At 72.7% G+C, this 14,454-nt stretch carries 13 protein-coding genes; 8 read left to right on the forward strand and 5 right to left on the reverse strand.

Annotated elements, in window-relative coordinates; translation table 11 throughout:
• Window positions 1-18: 18 nt before the first annotated feature.
• Complete coding sequence (locus NUT86_RS33980) at window positions 19-1,500, reverse strand: phosphatase PAP2 family protein (RefSeq protein WP_093645382.1); 1,482 nt, start codon at window positions 1,498-1,500, stop codon at window positions 19-21.
• Between the two features lie 159 nt (window positions 1,501-1,659).
• Here NUT86_RS33980 and NUT86_RS33985 point away from each other — a divergent pair, with 159 nt between their 5' ends.
• From NUT86_RS33985 to NUT86_RS34000, 4 genes are all read left to right on the forward strand, one after another.
• On the forward strand, window positions 1,660-2,109 hold the full coding sequence (locus tag NUT86_RS33985; protein WP_159485124.1) for a GNAT family N-acetyltransferase: 450 nt from the start codon (window positions 1,660-1,662) through the stop codon (window positions 2,107-2,109).
• Window positions 2,110-2,236: 127 nt separating this feature from the next.
• Window positions 2,237-3,451 carry an aminotransferase class I/II-fold pyridoxal phosphate-dependent enzyme gene (locus tag NUT86_RS33990; RefSeq protein WP_159485122.1) on the forward strand — a complete coding sequence of 405 codons (1,215 nt, stop codon included), beginning with the start codon at window positions 2,237-2,239 and terminating at the stop codon, window positions 3,449-3,451.
• A gap of 73 nt (window positions 3,452-3,524) precedes the next feature.
• Window positions 3,525-4,808, forward strand: a complete 1,284-nt coding sequence (locus NUT86_RS33995; protein ID WP_274739184.1) for an MBL fold metallo-hydrolase — start codon at window positions 3,525-3,527, stop codon at window positions 4,806-4,808.
• 185 nt (window positions 4,809-4,993) lie between these two features.
• The gene (locus NUT86_RS34000) at window positions 4,994-5,518 is read left to right on the forward strand and encodes a hypothetical protein (protein ID WP_266442807.1); all 525 of its coding nucleotides are present in this window, start codon (window positions 4,994-4,996) and stop codon (window positions 5,516-5,518) included.
• 92 nt (window positions 5,519-5,610) lie between these two features.
• Here the strand turns inward: NUT86_RS34000 and NUT86_RS34005 are convergent, their stop codons facing one another.
• Both NUT86_RS34005 and NUT86_RS34010 read right to left on the reverse strand, forming a co-directional pair.
• Complete coding sequence (locus NUT86_RS34005) at window positions 5,611-6,246, reverse strand: DedA family protein (protein WP_274739187.1); 636 nt, start codon at window positions 6,244-6,246, stop codon at window positions 5,611-5,613.
• A complete protein-coding gene (locus tag NUT86_RS34010; RefSeq protein ID WP_018090513.1) occupies window positions 6,246-7,025 on the reverse strand; it encodes an MBL fold metallo-hydrolase in 780 nt (259 codons plus the stop codon). The genes NUT86_RS34005 and NUT86_RS34010 overlap by 1 nt, the downstream gene beginning before the upstream one ends.
• 346 nt (window positions 7,026-7,371) lie before the next feature.
• Between NUT86_RS34010 and NUT86_RS34015 the strand changes: the two genes are divergently transcribed.
• Complete coding sequence (locus NUT86_RS34015; RefSeq protein ID WP_274740720.1) at window positions 7,372-9,531, forward strand: phage holin family protein; 2,160 nt, start codon at window positions 7,372-7,374, stop codon at window positions 9,529-9,531.
• A gap of 85 nt (window positions 9,532-9,616) precedes the next feature.
• Entirely contained in the window at window positions 9,617-11,026 is a 1,410-nt protein-coding gene (locus NUT86_RS34020; protein WP_274739190.1) for an amino acid permease, read from the forward strand.
• Here the strand turns inward: NUT86_RS34020 and NUT86_RS34025 are convergent.
• Together NUT86_RS34025 and NUT86_RS34030 are read right to left on the reverse strand one after the other, a co-directional pair.
• Entirely contained in the window at window positions 10,956-12,005 is a 1,050-nt protein-coding gene (locus tag NUT86_RS34025; protein WP_148592194.1) for a fatty acid desaturase family protein, read from the reverse strand. The two genes, NUT86_RS34020 and NUT86_RS34025, sit on opposite strands and share 71 nt — an antisense overlap.
• Before the next feature lie 162 nt (window positions 12,006-12,167).
• Window positions 12,168-12,668, reverse strand: coding sequence for an SseB family protein (locus NUT86_RS34030; RefSeq protein WP_018090517.1), 501 nt, complete (start codon window positions 12,666-12,668; stop codon window positions 12,168-12,170).
• Between the two features lie 571 nt (window positions 12,669-13,239).
• On the opposite strand from NUT86_RS34030, the gene NUT86_RS34035 reads away from it, so the two are divergent.
• Both NUT86_RS34035 and NUT86_RS34040 read left to right on the forward strand, forming a co-directional pair.
• Window positions 13,240-13,647, forward strand: a complete 408-nt coding sequence (locus tag NUT86_RS34035; RefSeq protein WP_229837920.1) for an alpha/beta hydrolase — start codon at window positions 13,240-13,242, stop codon at window positions 13,645-13,647.
• 116 nt (window positions 13,648-13,763) lie between these two features.
• Window positions 13,764-14,303, forward strand: a complete 540-nt coding sequence (locus NUT86_RS34040; RefSeq protein WP_446750801.1) for a lamin tail domain-containing protein — start codon at window positions 13,764-13,766, stop codon at window positions 14,301-14,303.
• The last annotated feature ends 151 nt before the right edge of the window (window positions 14,304-14,454 follow it).

The following is a 14,454-nucleotide window of genomic DNA, read 5'->3' on the forward strand; positions in this document are numbered from 1 at the left end:
GATGAGAGTGGCATCTCATCATTCGGGCAGCAGGCGGTAGACCGTCAGCTCCTCGTTCTGCTTCTCCAGCGTCAACTCGCTTGGCGCAGGGGCCACTTCGCCATCGAAGGCCAGTGTGGTGCCCTCGGGGAGGTCGCTGATCCGCAGCCGGGACAGCCGCGCCTCACCGAGTACCGGAGAGCTGCGCGGGGTGCCCGTCAGGGCCGCGAGAAGCAGCCGGGTGCGAGCCAGCCGCCCGCCGTGCACCACCCGCACATCGAGCACCCCGTCCGCCAGATCGTGCCGCCGCACCGGCGCGAACCCCAGCCCCCGGTACTGGCAGTTGCCGACGAACAGCAGCCATACGGCGCGCCGCTCGCCGTTGATCCGTACGGTCAGCGGCTCGGCGGTGCGCAGCACCTCCCACGCCGCCAGCACCCCGGCGGGCCAGGCGCCGATCCGGCCCGCCCACCGCTCGCGGATCCGCACCAGCTCCGGATACGCGCCGATCGAGAAGGTGTTGAGGAACTGCCGCCCCTCCAGATGCGGCCCGGCCCGGAAGCGCGCCACATCCACCGCGACGGCCTCACCGGTCTCCACGGCGCGTGCCGCCGACGCATAGGTCTCGATGCCCAGGTCGTACGCGAAGTGGTTCAGCGTGCCGCCGGGCAGCACCGCGAGCGGCAGTCCGTGCCGTACCGCGACCGCCGCCGCGGCATTGACGGTGCCGTCCCCGCCGAGCACCCCCAGCGCACCGCCCAGTGTCCTGGCCCGCTCCGCGGCGTCCTCCAGGGCCTTGTCCAGCGACGGCCCGTCCGGATCCCCGCACACCGTCACCTCGGCCTGCGGCAGCACCCCGTGCACCTCCTCGGCCCGGTCCGGGCGGGGGCCCGAACGCTGCCCCGACCTCTGGTTCGCCACCACGACCAGACCGCGGCCGCGCGGCAGTGCGGGCGCCTCCGCGCGAGGCCGGGCGGGCGGCGCCAGCTGGGCGCGGGTCGGTGCGAAACCGCGCACCGCGAACGCCGCCCCGGCCCCCAGCGCGGCACCCGCCAGCACATCACCCGGATAGTGCACGCCCGTATAGACGCGGGAGAACGCCACCGACGCGGCGACCGGCGCCAGCGCCAGCCCCCACCACTTGTTCTCCATGGCCACACCGGTCGCGAACGCCACCGCCGAGGCCGCGTGCCCGGAGGGGAAGGACGAGGTGATGGGCTGGCGGTGCAGCTGCCGTATCACCGGCACCGCTTCCAGCAGCGGGCGCTGCCGCCGTACGGAGCGCTTGCCCAGGGTGTTCACCGTCGCCGACGCCACGGCCAGCGAGGCCACTCCGCGCAGCGCGGCCCGACGCATCGGCCGGCCGCCCAGCGCGGCCGCACCGGCCGCGAGGCCGAACCACAGCAGCCCGTGGTTGGCGCTCCGGGTCAGCCGGGGCAGCACCCGCTGCGCGCCCGGCCATTCGCGCGCGGCAATCAGGTCAAAGGTCCGCCGGTCGAGATGGGTCAGTAGCGATCGCATGCGCCACCTTGTACCCCACACGGCCCGGAACAGGCAGGATCCCGCCGCGCGGGCCCCGCGCGCGGCGCAGCGGAGCGTCCGGCCCCACGGAGATCGGGGAGAGCGCCCCCAGCGGCCAACGGGCTGCCGGCCCCCCGCCCGCCGTGCTTCCATGCCCGGATGATCAGAAGACGTCACGACAGCGACCTCGACGCCTGTGTGGCCGTCCTGGCCGAGGTGCACACCCACAACGGCTATCCGCACCACTGGCCGGACGATCCGGCGCGCTGGCTGACCCCCGACGGGCTGACCGCCGCCTGGGTCGCCGAGACGGACGGCACGGTCACCGGCCATGCCGCGCTGTGCGGCCCCGAGGTCAGCCGGCTGTATGTCGCCCCCGCCGCCCGCGGTGCGGGCCTCGGCGGACGGCTGCTGCGCGCCGTCGAGGCGGAGGCGGCGGCCCGCGGACTGCGGCCCGTACTGGAGGTGAAGACCACCGACACCACGGCCATCGCCCTCTACGAGCGGCTGGGCTGGCGGCGCCGCGCCACCGAGCGGCAGGACTGGGGCACCGGCGAGGTGGTCACGGTGCATCGCTACGAGGCGCAGCCGGCGCGCCCGGCGCATTGAGCGCCGGTCCCACCCTCCGCTGACGTGTCGCCCCCCGTCGCCACCCCCGTGATCTGCCAAGGTGGACGGGGCCGCCCTTCATGTGATGGGCCCACGATCGACCCGCCGTCGTGGAGTGGAGGAACGGATGCAGCGGACCGCCCCGGATCCGCGGCCTGAGCCGGACCCGGATCCGCCGGTGGGCCTGCCGGTCCTCCCGGAACTCGCCGCCCACCTCGCCGCGGCCGCCGACCGCACCGAACCCGAGCCCTTGGGCGGCGCCGCGCCGCTGCGCACCGCGGCCTGCGGCTACTGGGAACGCCGCGGCCTGGTCACCACCCCCGACCGGGTGCTCGCCGCCCCCGGGGCGCCGGCCCTGCTGCTCGCGCTGTACGCCGCGGCCGGCGGCGCCGTGGTGCTGCCGCGGCCCTGCTCCGCGTCGTACGCACCCCCCGCCCGGCTGCTCGGCCGGCCGGTGCACCTCGCCCCCGTACCCGCCGAATCGGGCGGGGTGCCCGACCCGTTCGCGCTGCTGGAGACCGTCCGCCGGGCCCGGATGCACGGCGACACCCCCCGCGTGCTGGTCCTTTCCGTCGCCGACGACCCGACCGGCACCTGCCCCGCGCCGGAACAGCTGCACGAGGTCTGTGAGGCGGCGGCGGACGAAGGGCTGTGGGTCATCAGCGACGAGAGCCGCCGCGATCTGCTGCACGATCCGCATGACACCGTGGTGCTCAGCCCCGCCGAGATGCTGCCCGACGGCGTCGTGGTGCTCACCGACCTTCGGGCCACGCTGGTCCCCGCCTCCTGGCCCGCCGCCCTGGCCCGCTTCCCCGGCACCGACCGGGGAACCGTCCTCCGGGCTGCCGTGCTGGACGCGCTCGCCGCGGTCCGTACACCGCTTCCGGGGCCGCTCGGCTGCGCCGTCACCCATGCGCTCGGTGAGTCCGACGAGGTGCGCGCCAGGACGGCCACCGTCGCCCGGGTGTACGGCGCCCTCGCCGCGGCACTTCACCACACCGTCACCGAGGCCGGTGCCGTCTGCCGTCCGCCGCACTCCGGCAGCCATCTGTACGCCGACTTCGAGCCGCTGCGCCGTCCCCTCGGGGCCCGCGGGATCGTGGAATCCCACGCGCTGGAACGGAAGTTGGCGCCCTGGGCGGCGCGCGGCGGACACCACTTCGGTGACGCGCCGGGCGCGCTGCGGGTACGGCTCGGCGCCGAGGCGCTGCTGGGCGCCGACCGGGAGCAGCGGCGGCGCGCCCTGGCGGCCCCCGATCCGCTGGAACTCCCGCACATCACCGAGGTGCTGACCGCCCTGTCCCGCGCACTGGCCGGGCTCACGACATCCGCGGACGGCTGACCGCCCCGGCGCCCGCCCGCGCCCCATCTCACCCGGACCCGCCCCGGTTCTGTCCACCGAAAGGAGCCCCTCGATGACCGAACAGACCGAGCGCTCCCTCGCCGAGCAGCCCCCCGACACCGAGCGGCCCCCCGACACCGAGCGGCTGCCGCCCGCCGCACCCGGCGAGGCCGCCGAACGGGGCGGGGGAGCGGGCCACACCCCGGGCCCGGCCACCGGGCAGGCCACCGGGCAGACCCCCGGGCAGGCCACTGGGCAGGCCCCCGGACAGGCCACCGCGGACGCGCCGGTCCTCCCGCACGCCACCGCGAACGCGCCCGTCCTCCCGCAGGTCACCACGGACGCGCCCGTCCTCCCGCACGCCACCCCGCCCCCGCTCACCGCACCCCGCCCGCTGGGCGAACCCCGCACCTGGCCGCGGGACTTCACCCACCGGCTGACCGCGCCGCTGCCCGGCGTCCGCGCCCTGGCCCGGATCGCCCGGGAGGGCAAACTGCGCCCGCCGCCCGAGACGCTCGCCGAGATCCAGCAATTGCCCTTCGAACCGGGCCCGATGCCGGCCGCCGACACCACCACCCTCGCCGTCACCTGGGCCGGGCACGCCAGCTGGATCATCCGGATCGGCGGACTGACCGTACTGACCGACCCGGTCTGGTCCCGCAAGATCCTCGGCACGCCCGCCCGGGTCACCCCCGTGGGCGTCCGCTGGGAAGACCTGCCGCCGGTCGATGCCGTCGTCATCAGCCACAACCACTACGACCACCTCGACGCCCCGACCCTCAAGCGGCTGCCGCGGCACACCCCGCTGCTGCTCCCCGCCGGAATGGCGCCCTGGGCCCGCCGGCGCGGCTTCACCCGGGTCACCGATCTCGACTGGTGGGAGGCGGTCGAACTGCCCGCCCCCGGCGGCCCCGTACGCGTCGACTTCGTCCCCGCCCACCACTGGAGCAAGCGGACCCTGACCGACACCTGCCGCTCCCTGTGGGGCGGCTGGCTGCTGACCGCGCCCGACGGGCGGCGGATCCACTTCGCCGGGGACACCGGCTACGGCCACTGGTTCGAGGAGATCGGCCGCCGCTACCCCGGCATCGACCTGGCGCTGCTGCCCATCGGCGCCTACGACCCGCGCTGGATGCTGCGGCCGGTGCACACCGACCCGGAGGAGGCGGTCAAGGCCTGCCAGGACCTGGGCGCCCGCGCCCTGGCCCCGATGCACTGGTCGACCTTTCTGCTCTCCGGCGAGCCACCCCTGGAACCGCTGCACCGGGTCCGCGCCGCCTGGGCCGCCACCGGACGCCCCCGCGCGGACCTCTGGGACCTGCCCGTCGGCGCCTCCCGGGTGCTGGCCGCGCGCTGAGCGGGTGTTGGCCGTGCGTTGACGCGTCCGCGAACCGGAACGGGCGGACCGCGGGCGGGACTTGGGGCTGTCTGGGTCGTGTGATCGTCCCACTGCCAGGGCGTATTGGCGTTGGTTTCGACCGGGCGCGGGGCGGGCTCAGCACCATGTTCCTCAGTATCCTGCGAACCAAGATACTGAGGAACATGGTTGACACCGCACTCTGGATTGCTTCGTTGACCGGCGGCACTGCCGTTCTTGCCAGTTGGGTGACAAGTCGAGGTACGGCTCGGGCTGCCTGTATACAAGCTGATGCCGCCGCGAACACTCAGCGGACCGAACGGCTCCGCGAAACGCGACGGACCGCTTACGCCAACCTCGTCGAGCAGGCTCAGCGCATCGGTGAGCTGTACTGGCTGGTGTCCGATGTTCACCGGACTGGCTGCGAGCAGGAGCAGCTGCCTGCTCTGAGAGACCTCCGCTTCCGGTTGCGCGACGAGTACGGCAAACTGCGCCATCTGGTATGGATCGTCACCTTGGAAGGGCCGAGTGAAGTAGCCGACGCCGCGGACGGTCTTCGACGGTCAACCGCCCCTCCGTACGACGCGCTTTTGGCCGCGATCGAGGGCGATCCGGATGCCGCCGAGACGTTCAACAAGTGCTACGAACCGTTCTGGCAGTCTGTCTTGAACTTCGTTCGAGCCGCGCAAACCGCTCTGCAATGGATGTAGTGCTGATCCGACAGACCACCCCGCTCATGCCAACCGGAACGCTGTGGATGCCGGGCTGGTCACACGACCCATCGGATAGTGCCTTTAGAGCCCTACGACCCACCCTCGCCACGGGCCGGTCCGAGGCGTCGCCAGACGGCCGGCGCCGCCGCGATCACCACGGTCAGGGCGATCGCCATGGCCACGCCCTGCCACGCATTGCGGAACAGTGAGCCGCTCAGCAGCCCGATGAGCTGATACGTCGCCGCCCACGCCAGACACGCCGGAACATCGCCACGGACGAACCGCCGCAGGGGCATCGCCGCGAGCAGACACGCCAGCATGACCGGGATCCGCCCTGCGGGCACCAACCGGGACAGCACCAGTACCAGGACGCCGTGCTCCCGCAGCTTGTGCTGCGCCTGGGCCAGCCGCTCCGGTGCGGCGCGGGCGCGCAGCCGGGCCAGCCAGCGCGAACCGTGAGGGGAGTGGCTGCCGCGCCGTCCGAGTGAATAGAGCCCCACATCGCCGAGGAACGCCGCGGACGACGCCACCACGAAGACCATCAGCAGGGCGAACGGCGAGGTGTGATGGAAGGCGACCACCGCCGCCGAGCTGACCAGCGCCCCCGTCGGCACCACGGGCACCAGCGACCCGAGCACCACCAGCAGGAACAGCGACGGATAGCCGACCACCTGCTGCGTCGACTCCGGCGGCACGCTCGGCACCAGCTCACCGAAGAGCGTCATCACACGACCTTCGGCCGGACCGACTCGCCGTGCCCGAGCCGGTGCACCGTCACCTCCGGCGCCAGCAGCGCCATCTGCCGCTCGAACTCCTGGCCCGGCGCATGGAATTCATGCGGACGTACGGCATCCATCCCGATCGGCCAGTACGTGCCGTAGTGCACCGGGACCGCACAGCCCGGCGCCAGCCGCACCGCCGCCTGCGCCGCCCGCCGCGCATCGAGATGGCCGTGCCCGAGGAACGGCCCCCAGCCGCCCACCGGCAGCAGCGCCACCTCGCACGGCCCGACCTCCTCCGCCATCTCCTCGAACAGCCCGGTGTCGCCCGCGAAGTACGTCCGGGCCGCGCCGCTCACGACATAGCCGAGCGCAGGCACCCGGCGCGGTCCGTAGGGCAGCCGCCGCCCGTCGTGCGCGGCGGACACCGCACGGACCGTCAGAGCGCCGGCCGCGCACTCCTCGCCCGCCCGCAGCTCGGTGACCCGCAGCGCACGGGCCGCGGCCACCCGCCGCAGCCCCGGCACCGCGGCCGTCGCCCCGTGCGGCACCACCAGCCGGGTCCCCGGCGCGAGCCGGGCCAGCGAGGCGGGGTGCAGATGGTCGGCGTGCAGATGCGAGACCAGGACGACATCGGCCCGCGCGGCCTCGGCAGGCGGCAGCGCGCCCCGCCGGCGCCGCAGATGGGCCAGCCGGCGCACGAACAGCGGGTCGGTCAGCACCCGCACCCCGGAGTCCTCGACCGTCACAGTGGCATGCCCCCACCAGGTGACCTCCACCGACACCGAGCACCTCCCGTCCCGACGCGCCGCCCCGTTCCGCGGGCGGCCGCCTCGCTTCCTGTGTGTGGTCCTCCCGCTTCCCGTGTGCGGTCCTCTCGATCCTCCACCATCCGGCCCGGAAAAAGGCCGGCGGGGGAGCGACCGGCCCGGCGCACCGGGTGCCCCGACCCGGTCCCGGGCGCGCCGCCAGAGCCGTATCGGCGCGACTGAGCGGCGCGTCCCCGTATCAGCGGATGCGCGTGCAACGCCGTATACGGGGCAGCACTTGTGCCCGCGGCACCTGGTGCCATGCTGGCGGCAGGCCCGCACGGCCGGGGCGGGCCGGAGGGTGAGGTGGAACGGCGTGCGGATGCCGCGGTGGAAGGCCCTCAGCGGTGCCCTGTTCCGGGTGCTCGCGATCTGGCTCGTGTCCAGCCTCACCCTGCTCGCGCTCGCCGCGCTGCTGCCCGACTTCCGGCTGCAGTCGCCGGGCGGCGACAGCCTCACCCGCACCGCTGTCACCGCCGCGCTGGGCGCCGGCGCGTTCGGCCTGCTCAGCGCGCTGGTGTGGCCCGTTCTCGTGCGGGCCCTGCTGCTGGTGCCGGCGCTCGTCCTCGGACTGCTGGTCTTCTTCCTCAACGGCTCCCTGCTGCTGCTCGCCCTCGATCTGATCCCCGAGGGGCGCGGACAGGCCGCACCGGAGACCGCGGTGATCGTCGCGGCTGTGATGTCCGCCGCCTCCTCCGCCACCTCCGCCTTCCTCGCGGTGCGCAATGACGAGGCCTACCACCGCAGACTGGTCCGGCTCGCCGGACGCCGCCGCGGCCGCCGGGCCGGCCCCGCCCGCGGCCCGGCCTCCCCGGGCACGGTCTTCCTCCAGCTCGACGGAGTGGGCCACGACCTGCTGTGCGAGGCCGTCCGGGGCGAGCAGCCGCTGATGCCGACCGTCGCCCGCTGGACCGGCGCCGGCCACCGCCTCACCCCCTGGCGCACCGACTGGTCCAGCCAGACCGGCGCCAGCCAGCTCGCCCTCCTGCACGGCAGCAACGAGGACGTACCGGCCTTCCGCTGGTACGAGAAGGACACCCGCACCGTCGTCGTCAGCAACCGGCCCAGCAGCGCCGCCGAACTCCAGCGCCGCGCCATCGAGCGCACCGGCGACGGCGGACTGCTCGCCTACGACGGCGCCAGCCGCGGCAACCTCTTCAGCGGCGGCGCCGACCAGGTCGCCCTGGTGATGTCGGTGGCGGCCCGGCGCGGCAGGTACAACCGCTCCCGCGCCGGCTACTTCGCCTACTTCTCCGACCCGGCCAATGCGACCCGTACCGCCGTCTCCTTCGCCGCCGAGGTCGTCCGCGAGCTCGTCCAGTCGCTGCGCACCCGTTTCCGCCGCGAACTGCCGCGGGTCACCCGAGGCGGCCTCTACCCCGTCATCCGGGCCTTCGCCACGGTCGTCGAGCGCGATGTGGTGGTCGCGGCCGTCATCGGTGACCTGCTCGCCGGCCGCACCGCCATCTACGCCGACCTCGTCGCCTACGACGAGGTGGCCCACCACTCCGGGCCCGCCCACCGCGATGCGCTCCAGGTCCTGCGCAGCCTCGACCGGGCCATCGCGCTGATCGCCAGGGCCGCCCGGCACGCACCGCGCCCCTACCGCATCGTGCTGCTCTCCGACCACGGCCAGAGCCACGGCCCGACGTTCCTGGAGCGCTACGGGCTGAGCCTGGGCGATCTCGTCCGCGCCGGCTGCGGGCTGCCGGTACCCCGCCGCGCGGGACGCACGCCGAGCGGAGCCGAGGCCAGGGAGGCGGCGCGGGCCGCGCTGCACCGCCCCGAGGAGGCCGCGCCGCACCGCCCCGAGGAGGCCGCGGGACAGCGCCCGGAACGGACGGCGGGCCCGGGCTCCTCCCAGCCCCTCGTGCTGGCCTCCGGAAACCTCGGTCTGGTGTCCTTCCCCGACGTGCCCGGCCGGATCACCCGCGAGGAACTGGACCGCAGACACCCCGCTCTGCTCTCCACCCTCGCCAACCACCCCGGCATCGGCTTTCTGCTGGTCCGCTCCGCGGTGCACGGCCCCGTGGTGCTCGGCCCGGCCGGCGCCGAGCACCATCTCGACACCGGCCGCCTCATCGGCGCCGACCCGCTGGCACCGTTCGGCGACGGCGCGGCCGATGCCGTACGCCGCACCGACCGCTTCCCGCATGCCGCCGACGTCATGGTCAACTCCGCCTGTGACCCGGAGACCGGCGCGGTACACGCCTTCGAGGAACAGATCGGCTCGCACGGCGGGCTGGGCGGCGCCCAGAGCCGGCCCTTCCTCCTGTGGCCCGCCGAACTCACCCCGCCGGCCCCGGACGGTGAGACGCTGACCGGCGCCGAACAGGTGCACCGGGTGCTCCGCCGCTGGCTGGGGGAGGCCGAGGGGCCACAACTGCCCCTGGGACCCGCGGCGGACGAACTACGGCGCGGAGTGCGTCCGCCCGAAGGTTTTCCACCCCCGGACCCCGCCGCGCAGGACAAATCCCGTTGATTTTGGCGGACGCCACCGATCGCCGACGATGAGCACCGCTCGGTAACCCCGGGTGCACAGCGCACGACGAGAGGCCCACCACGCCATGGACGACCGGCACACGCGCCGCTTCGGTCTGGGAACCGCCACCTGCCTAGTGATGGGCAACATCATCGGTGGCGGCATTTTTCTGCTGCCGGCATCGGTGGCCCCGTTCGGCACCGTCAGCCTCGTCGCCTTCGGCGTACTGACCGTCGGCGCCGTCGCCCTCGCCCTGGTCTTCGGCCGGCTCGCCGAGCGCCACCCGGACACCGGAGGCCCCTACGTCTACGCGCGCGAGGCGTTCGGCGACTTCGCCGGATTCCTCTCCGCCTGGTCGTACTGGACCATGACCTGGGTCAGCAACGCGGCGCTCGCGGTCGCCATCGTCGGCTACGTCCATGTCCTGCTCCCCGGCCGCCCCACCGACGCCACCGACCTCGCGATCGCGCTCGGCGCGCTCTGGCTGCCGGCCCTCGCCAACTTCGCCGGCACCCGCTACGTCGGCCTGGTCCAGACGGTCTCCACCGTCCTCAAGTTCATCCCGCTGCTCTTCATCGCCGTCGTCGGCCTGTTCTTCTTCGACCCGGCCAACCTCGGCTCGTTCCACGAAGGCAGCGGCAGCGCGCTCGGCGGGATGTCCGCGGCCGCCGCGATCCTGCTCTACTCCTACGTCGGTGTGGAGTCCGCCGCGATGAGCGCGGGCGAGGTCCGCGACCCGGAGCGGAACGTCGGCCGGGCCACCGTCCTCGGCACCATCGGCTCCGCCGTGGTCTACCTCCTGGGCACCGTCGCCGTCTTCGGCACCGTCGCCCACGACAAGCTGGTGAAGTCCCAGGCGCCGTTCTCCGACGCGGTGAACGCGATGTTCGGCGGGCACTGGGGCGGCACGGTCGTCGCGATCGCCGCCGTCGTCTCGATCATCGGCGCCCTCAACGGCTGGACCCTGATGAGCGCCCAGTCCCCGTACGCCGCGGCCAAGGACGGGCTGTTCCCCGCACCGTTCCTGACCAAGCGGCGCGGTGTGCCGACCTTCGGAGTCCTGGCCGCCGTCGTCCTGGCCAGCGCCCTCACGGTGATCAACTACCTGATCGGCTCCGGCGGCGTCTTCGAGATCCTGGTGCTGATCACCACCTTCTCGGCGACCGTGCCCTACCTCCTCGCCGCCGGCGCCCAGGTCTACTTCCTGCTCACCGGCCGCCGCGAGAAGGTCCGCCCCGCCCGCTTCGCCCGCGATCTGACCCTCGCCCTGACCGCCTTCGGCTTCACCTTCTGGCTCGTCGCCGGCGCCGGCTACGCCGCGATCTACCAGGGCGTGCTCTTCCTGTTCGCCGGCATCCTCGTCTACGCCTGGATGGCGGCCCGTCGTACGGCGCGCCAGGGGGAGGAGGCGGCGACCTCGCTGCCTACGCCCGCGGACCACGAAGCGGTTCCCCCGCCCGCCGCAAGTGCCGCAGCGCCTCCGCATACGACCTGATCAGCCCGGTCTCGTGGTACGGGACACCCAGCTCGGCGCAGTACGCCCGCACGATCGTCTGCGCACGCCGCAGGTGCGGTGTCGGCATGCTGGGGAAGAGGTGGTGCTCGATCTGGTAATTGAGCCCGCCGAGCAGGAAGTCGGTCAGCGCCCCGCCCCGGACGTTCCGTGAGGTCAGCACCTGACGGCGCAGGAAGTCCGGCCGGGCGCCGCCCGTCAGCGTCGGCATCCCCTTGTGATTCGGCGCGAAGGTGCACCCCAGGTAGACACCGAAGAGTGCCTGGTGGACGAGCAGAAAGGCGAGCGCCCTACCGGGAGACAGCACCAGGAACAGCGCGCTGAGATACAGGACGATATGGGTCAGCAACAGCGCCGCCTCGCTTCCCCAGTGCTTCATGGTGGGGGAGCGCAGCGCCCGGATGCTCGACACTCGTAGGTTGAACCCCTCCAGCGTGAGCAGCGGGAAGAACAGCTGCGCCTGATAGCGGCCGATGAAGCGGGGCAGCCCCGTGGCGGCCCGCGCCTGGTCCCGCGACCACACCAGGATGTCCGGTGCGACATCCGGGTCCAGCTCCTCATGGTTGGGGTTGGCGTGATGCCGGGTGTGCTTGTTCATCCACCAGCCGTACGACATCCCCACACCGAGGTTGCCGAACAGCAGACCACCGACCTCACTAGGCCGGCGCCCGCGGAACACCTGACGGTGCGCCACATCATGGGTGACCAGCGCGACCTGCGCGAACACCACCGCCAGGAACGCTGCCACGGCCATCTGCCACCAGCTGTCACCCAGCGCGAAGAACGCCACCCAGCCACCGGCGAACGCCATCGTCACGAGAGTGAGCCGCACGGCGTAGTAGCCGGGCCGGCGCTGCAGCAGCCCCGCCGCCACGATGCGGCGCGACAGCCGTGCGAAGTCACTGCCCGCGGACGCCGCCGGACCGCCGGCCGAACGGAAGAACTCAAGACTCGTCGTCATACCGACGAGTCTTCTGACCCGGCCCCCGCCCCGACAGCCGGTCCACCCCCGCACCGAGCCGGGGGTTACCGCTACCTCAGGGGGGTGCCTGCCTCCCCGCGGCGGGGTGCCGGGCGCCCGGGCGGGGTGTGCATGTCGTCCATGACGGACGGGGTGTGCGGATCATCCGCCGTTCGGTGTCCGGCCGGGCTCCCCGGCGCCGCCACCACCCTCCGCACCGGCCTGGCCCGACAGGTCGACCTGGCCGTTGCCCTGGCTGAAGACGGGCAGCGCCCGCACCAGGTCGGGGGGAAGGGCGAGGCCCTCCTCGGTGGACGGGTTGACCGCCAGCCACAGGTCGTCCGCCGGCCAGTTCGCGGCCAGCTCGACGACGGGGATGCTGAGCGCGGCACCGGGATCTCCCCCGGCCGCCACCAGCGCGTCCTCGGTGGTGAAGACGGGGATGTACCGATTGCCGTCCTGCTCGATCACCGGCAGCGAGATGGCGCCCTCCGGACGCGCCTCCTCGCCCTCGACCGGCGGTGCCTGCGGCAGCAGGGCCATACTGTTCGCGAGTTCGACCAGGGCGGCCTGGGTATCCGCCGCCTCCGCCGCGGACGGCGCTCCCTCGGGGGACGAGGCCCCGCTCGGGGGCGCGTTTTCGTCGGGTGTCGGGGTGCTCATGGCTTGTCCTCTCGTCGGCGTCGCTCACCGGCCACCCGCTCGACACGGGCGGACACGGGTTTGCCGCAGTCGCCGCCGGATGCCGCCCAGCGGCACGGGGCCGGGGCAAGCGTGGCAATACCCCCCAGGCTATGCCGCCCCACGCTCTGCGCAACGTTCACGACTCCTGGGGGCCGGTCCCTCCCCTGTGACCTGGGCTTCTCGTACCGAAACGGTCAGCTCGGCGACGGCAGCAACGCCAACCGCTCCACCGCCGTCCGTGTGCGGACCTGACCGGAGTGCAACGCATCGCCGCCGGTCCGTCCCACGGCTTGGCGGTTCCGCCCGACGGCACCGTGCTCACGTGGGGCTGGATACGCCACGAACACGGCGCAGGCATCGCGACGACGACTGTTCGGACTCACCCCGCACCCGCTCATCAAAGAAGCCGAGACCATACTGACTGCTGATGCACGAGGAGAACTGACCAGGCTCAGATGGGGGTTGCATGATTGCGGGGTCCGACCATCCGGCTTCGATGACGAGTCGCTCGAAGCTCCTGCTCCGCCGAACGGCGGTACACCTCGGCGCAATGCATCTGAGTGGAGCGCTGCTGGCGCTCACTTTCCTTGTCCCGCCGGCGTGGGCTCTGGACGCCTATGGAGCGGCACCGGCCGGCGATCCCACAGCAGACGTGCCGCCGTTCATGATCTTCCTGGCCGCCCTGCTCGCCTGCGTGACCTTCCACGTGATGGTGCAAATTCCCTCAGGCCTTCTGGGCAGCTGGCTCGGCAGAAACAGGGGAGCGCTCGTCAGCTACGCATTCGCCCTGACCGTGGCCGGCACGCTCACGCTCGCCTTCCTGTGGGGCGTCCTGCGGGTAGGCAACATCGCCGAACTCACCGACTTGTGGGTCGACTTCATGGCGCGCGGCTCATTGGCTCTGGCCGGGTACGTCGGGCTGACTTCCCTTTGGGCCCGCCCTTCGCGACCCGCATGAGCCGTTGGCGAGGCGTGCTCCCACGTACATCCACGGGCAAACTTCGACCCCCTACGGTTGAGTTCAGTCACTGTTGTTCACCGTGCAACCATCGTGGACCGTTGCCAGTCCTCCACATGCAACACGAATTCGTCAAACTGTGGAGGGGATCTCTCTTGCGTAAGCGTCCTGTCGTCGCTGCTGCCGCCGCTGTCACTGCCGGCGCGCTGTCCTTTCTCGCCGCCGCCCCGGCTCAGGCCGCGGAATACCACTCAGCATTGAAGATTCGCGGCGTCCAGTACGACGCGCCCGGTCGGGACTCCAACAGCTGCTCCTCGGGCAACACCGACGAGGAGTACCTGACGATCAAGAACTACTCGTCTTCGGCGACCATCAACCTCAAGGGCTATGTCGTCAAGGACGCCACCGGCAATCGCTTCACCTTCACCGCCAGCCACTACCTCCAGCCCGGCGACTACGTGAAGCTCCGTGGCGGCCACGGCACCGACAGCGACACGTACAACGTGGTCTACCGCGACAACTGCAACTTCATGTGGAACAACGACCGCGACACGATCTACCTGTACAAGCCCTCCGGCAGCCGCTCGGATGTCCACGCCTACACGAAGAGCGGCTCCGACTCCGACGGCAACGGCTACATCCGCTATCACAGCTGAGCGAGATCCCCGCGCGCCGCGTAGGCATGTGCCTGGCCCCCTTCTCTCATTACCTCCCGCGTAATCGACCCCCACCCCACCACCCGGCAAGGTGAAGGCATCGGTTCACGGGCCGGCGCACTCCGGCCCGTGGATCGGTGCCAGGCAGTGG

The organism is Streptomyces sp. G7(2002), from assembly GCF_028870195.1.
GTDB classification, from domain to species: domain Bacteria; phylum Actinomycetota; class Actinomycetes; order Streptomycetales; family Streptomycetaceae; genus Streptomyces; species Streptomyces nigrescens.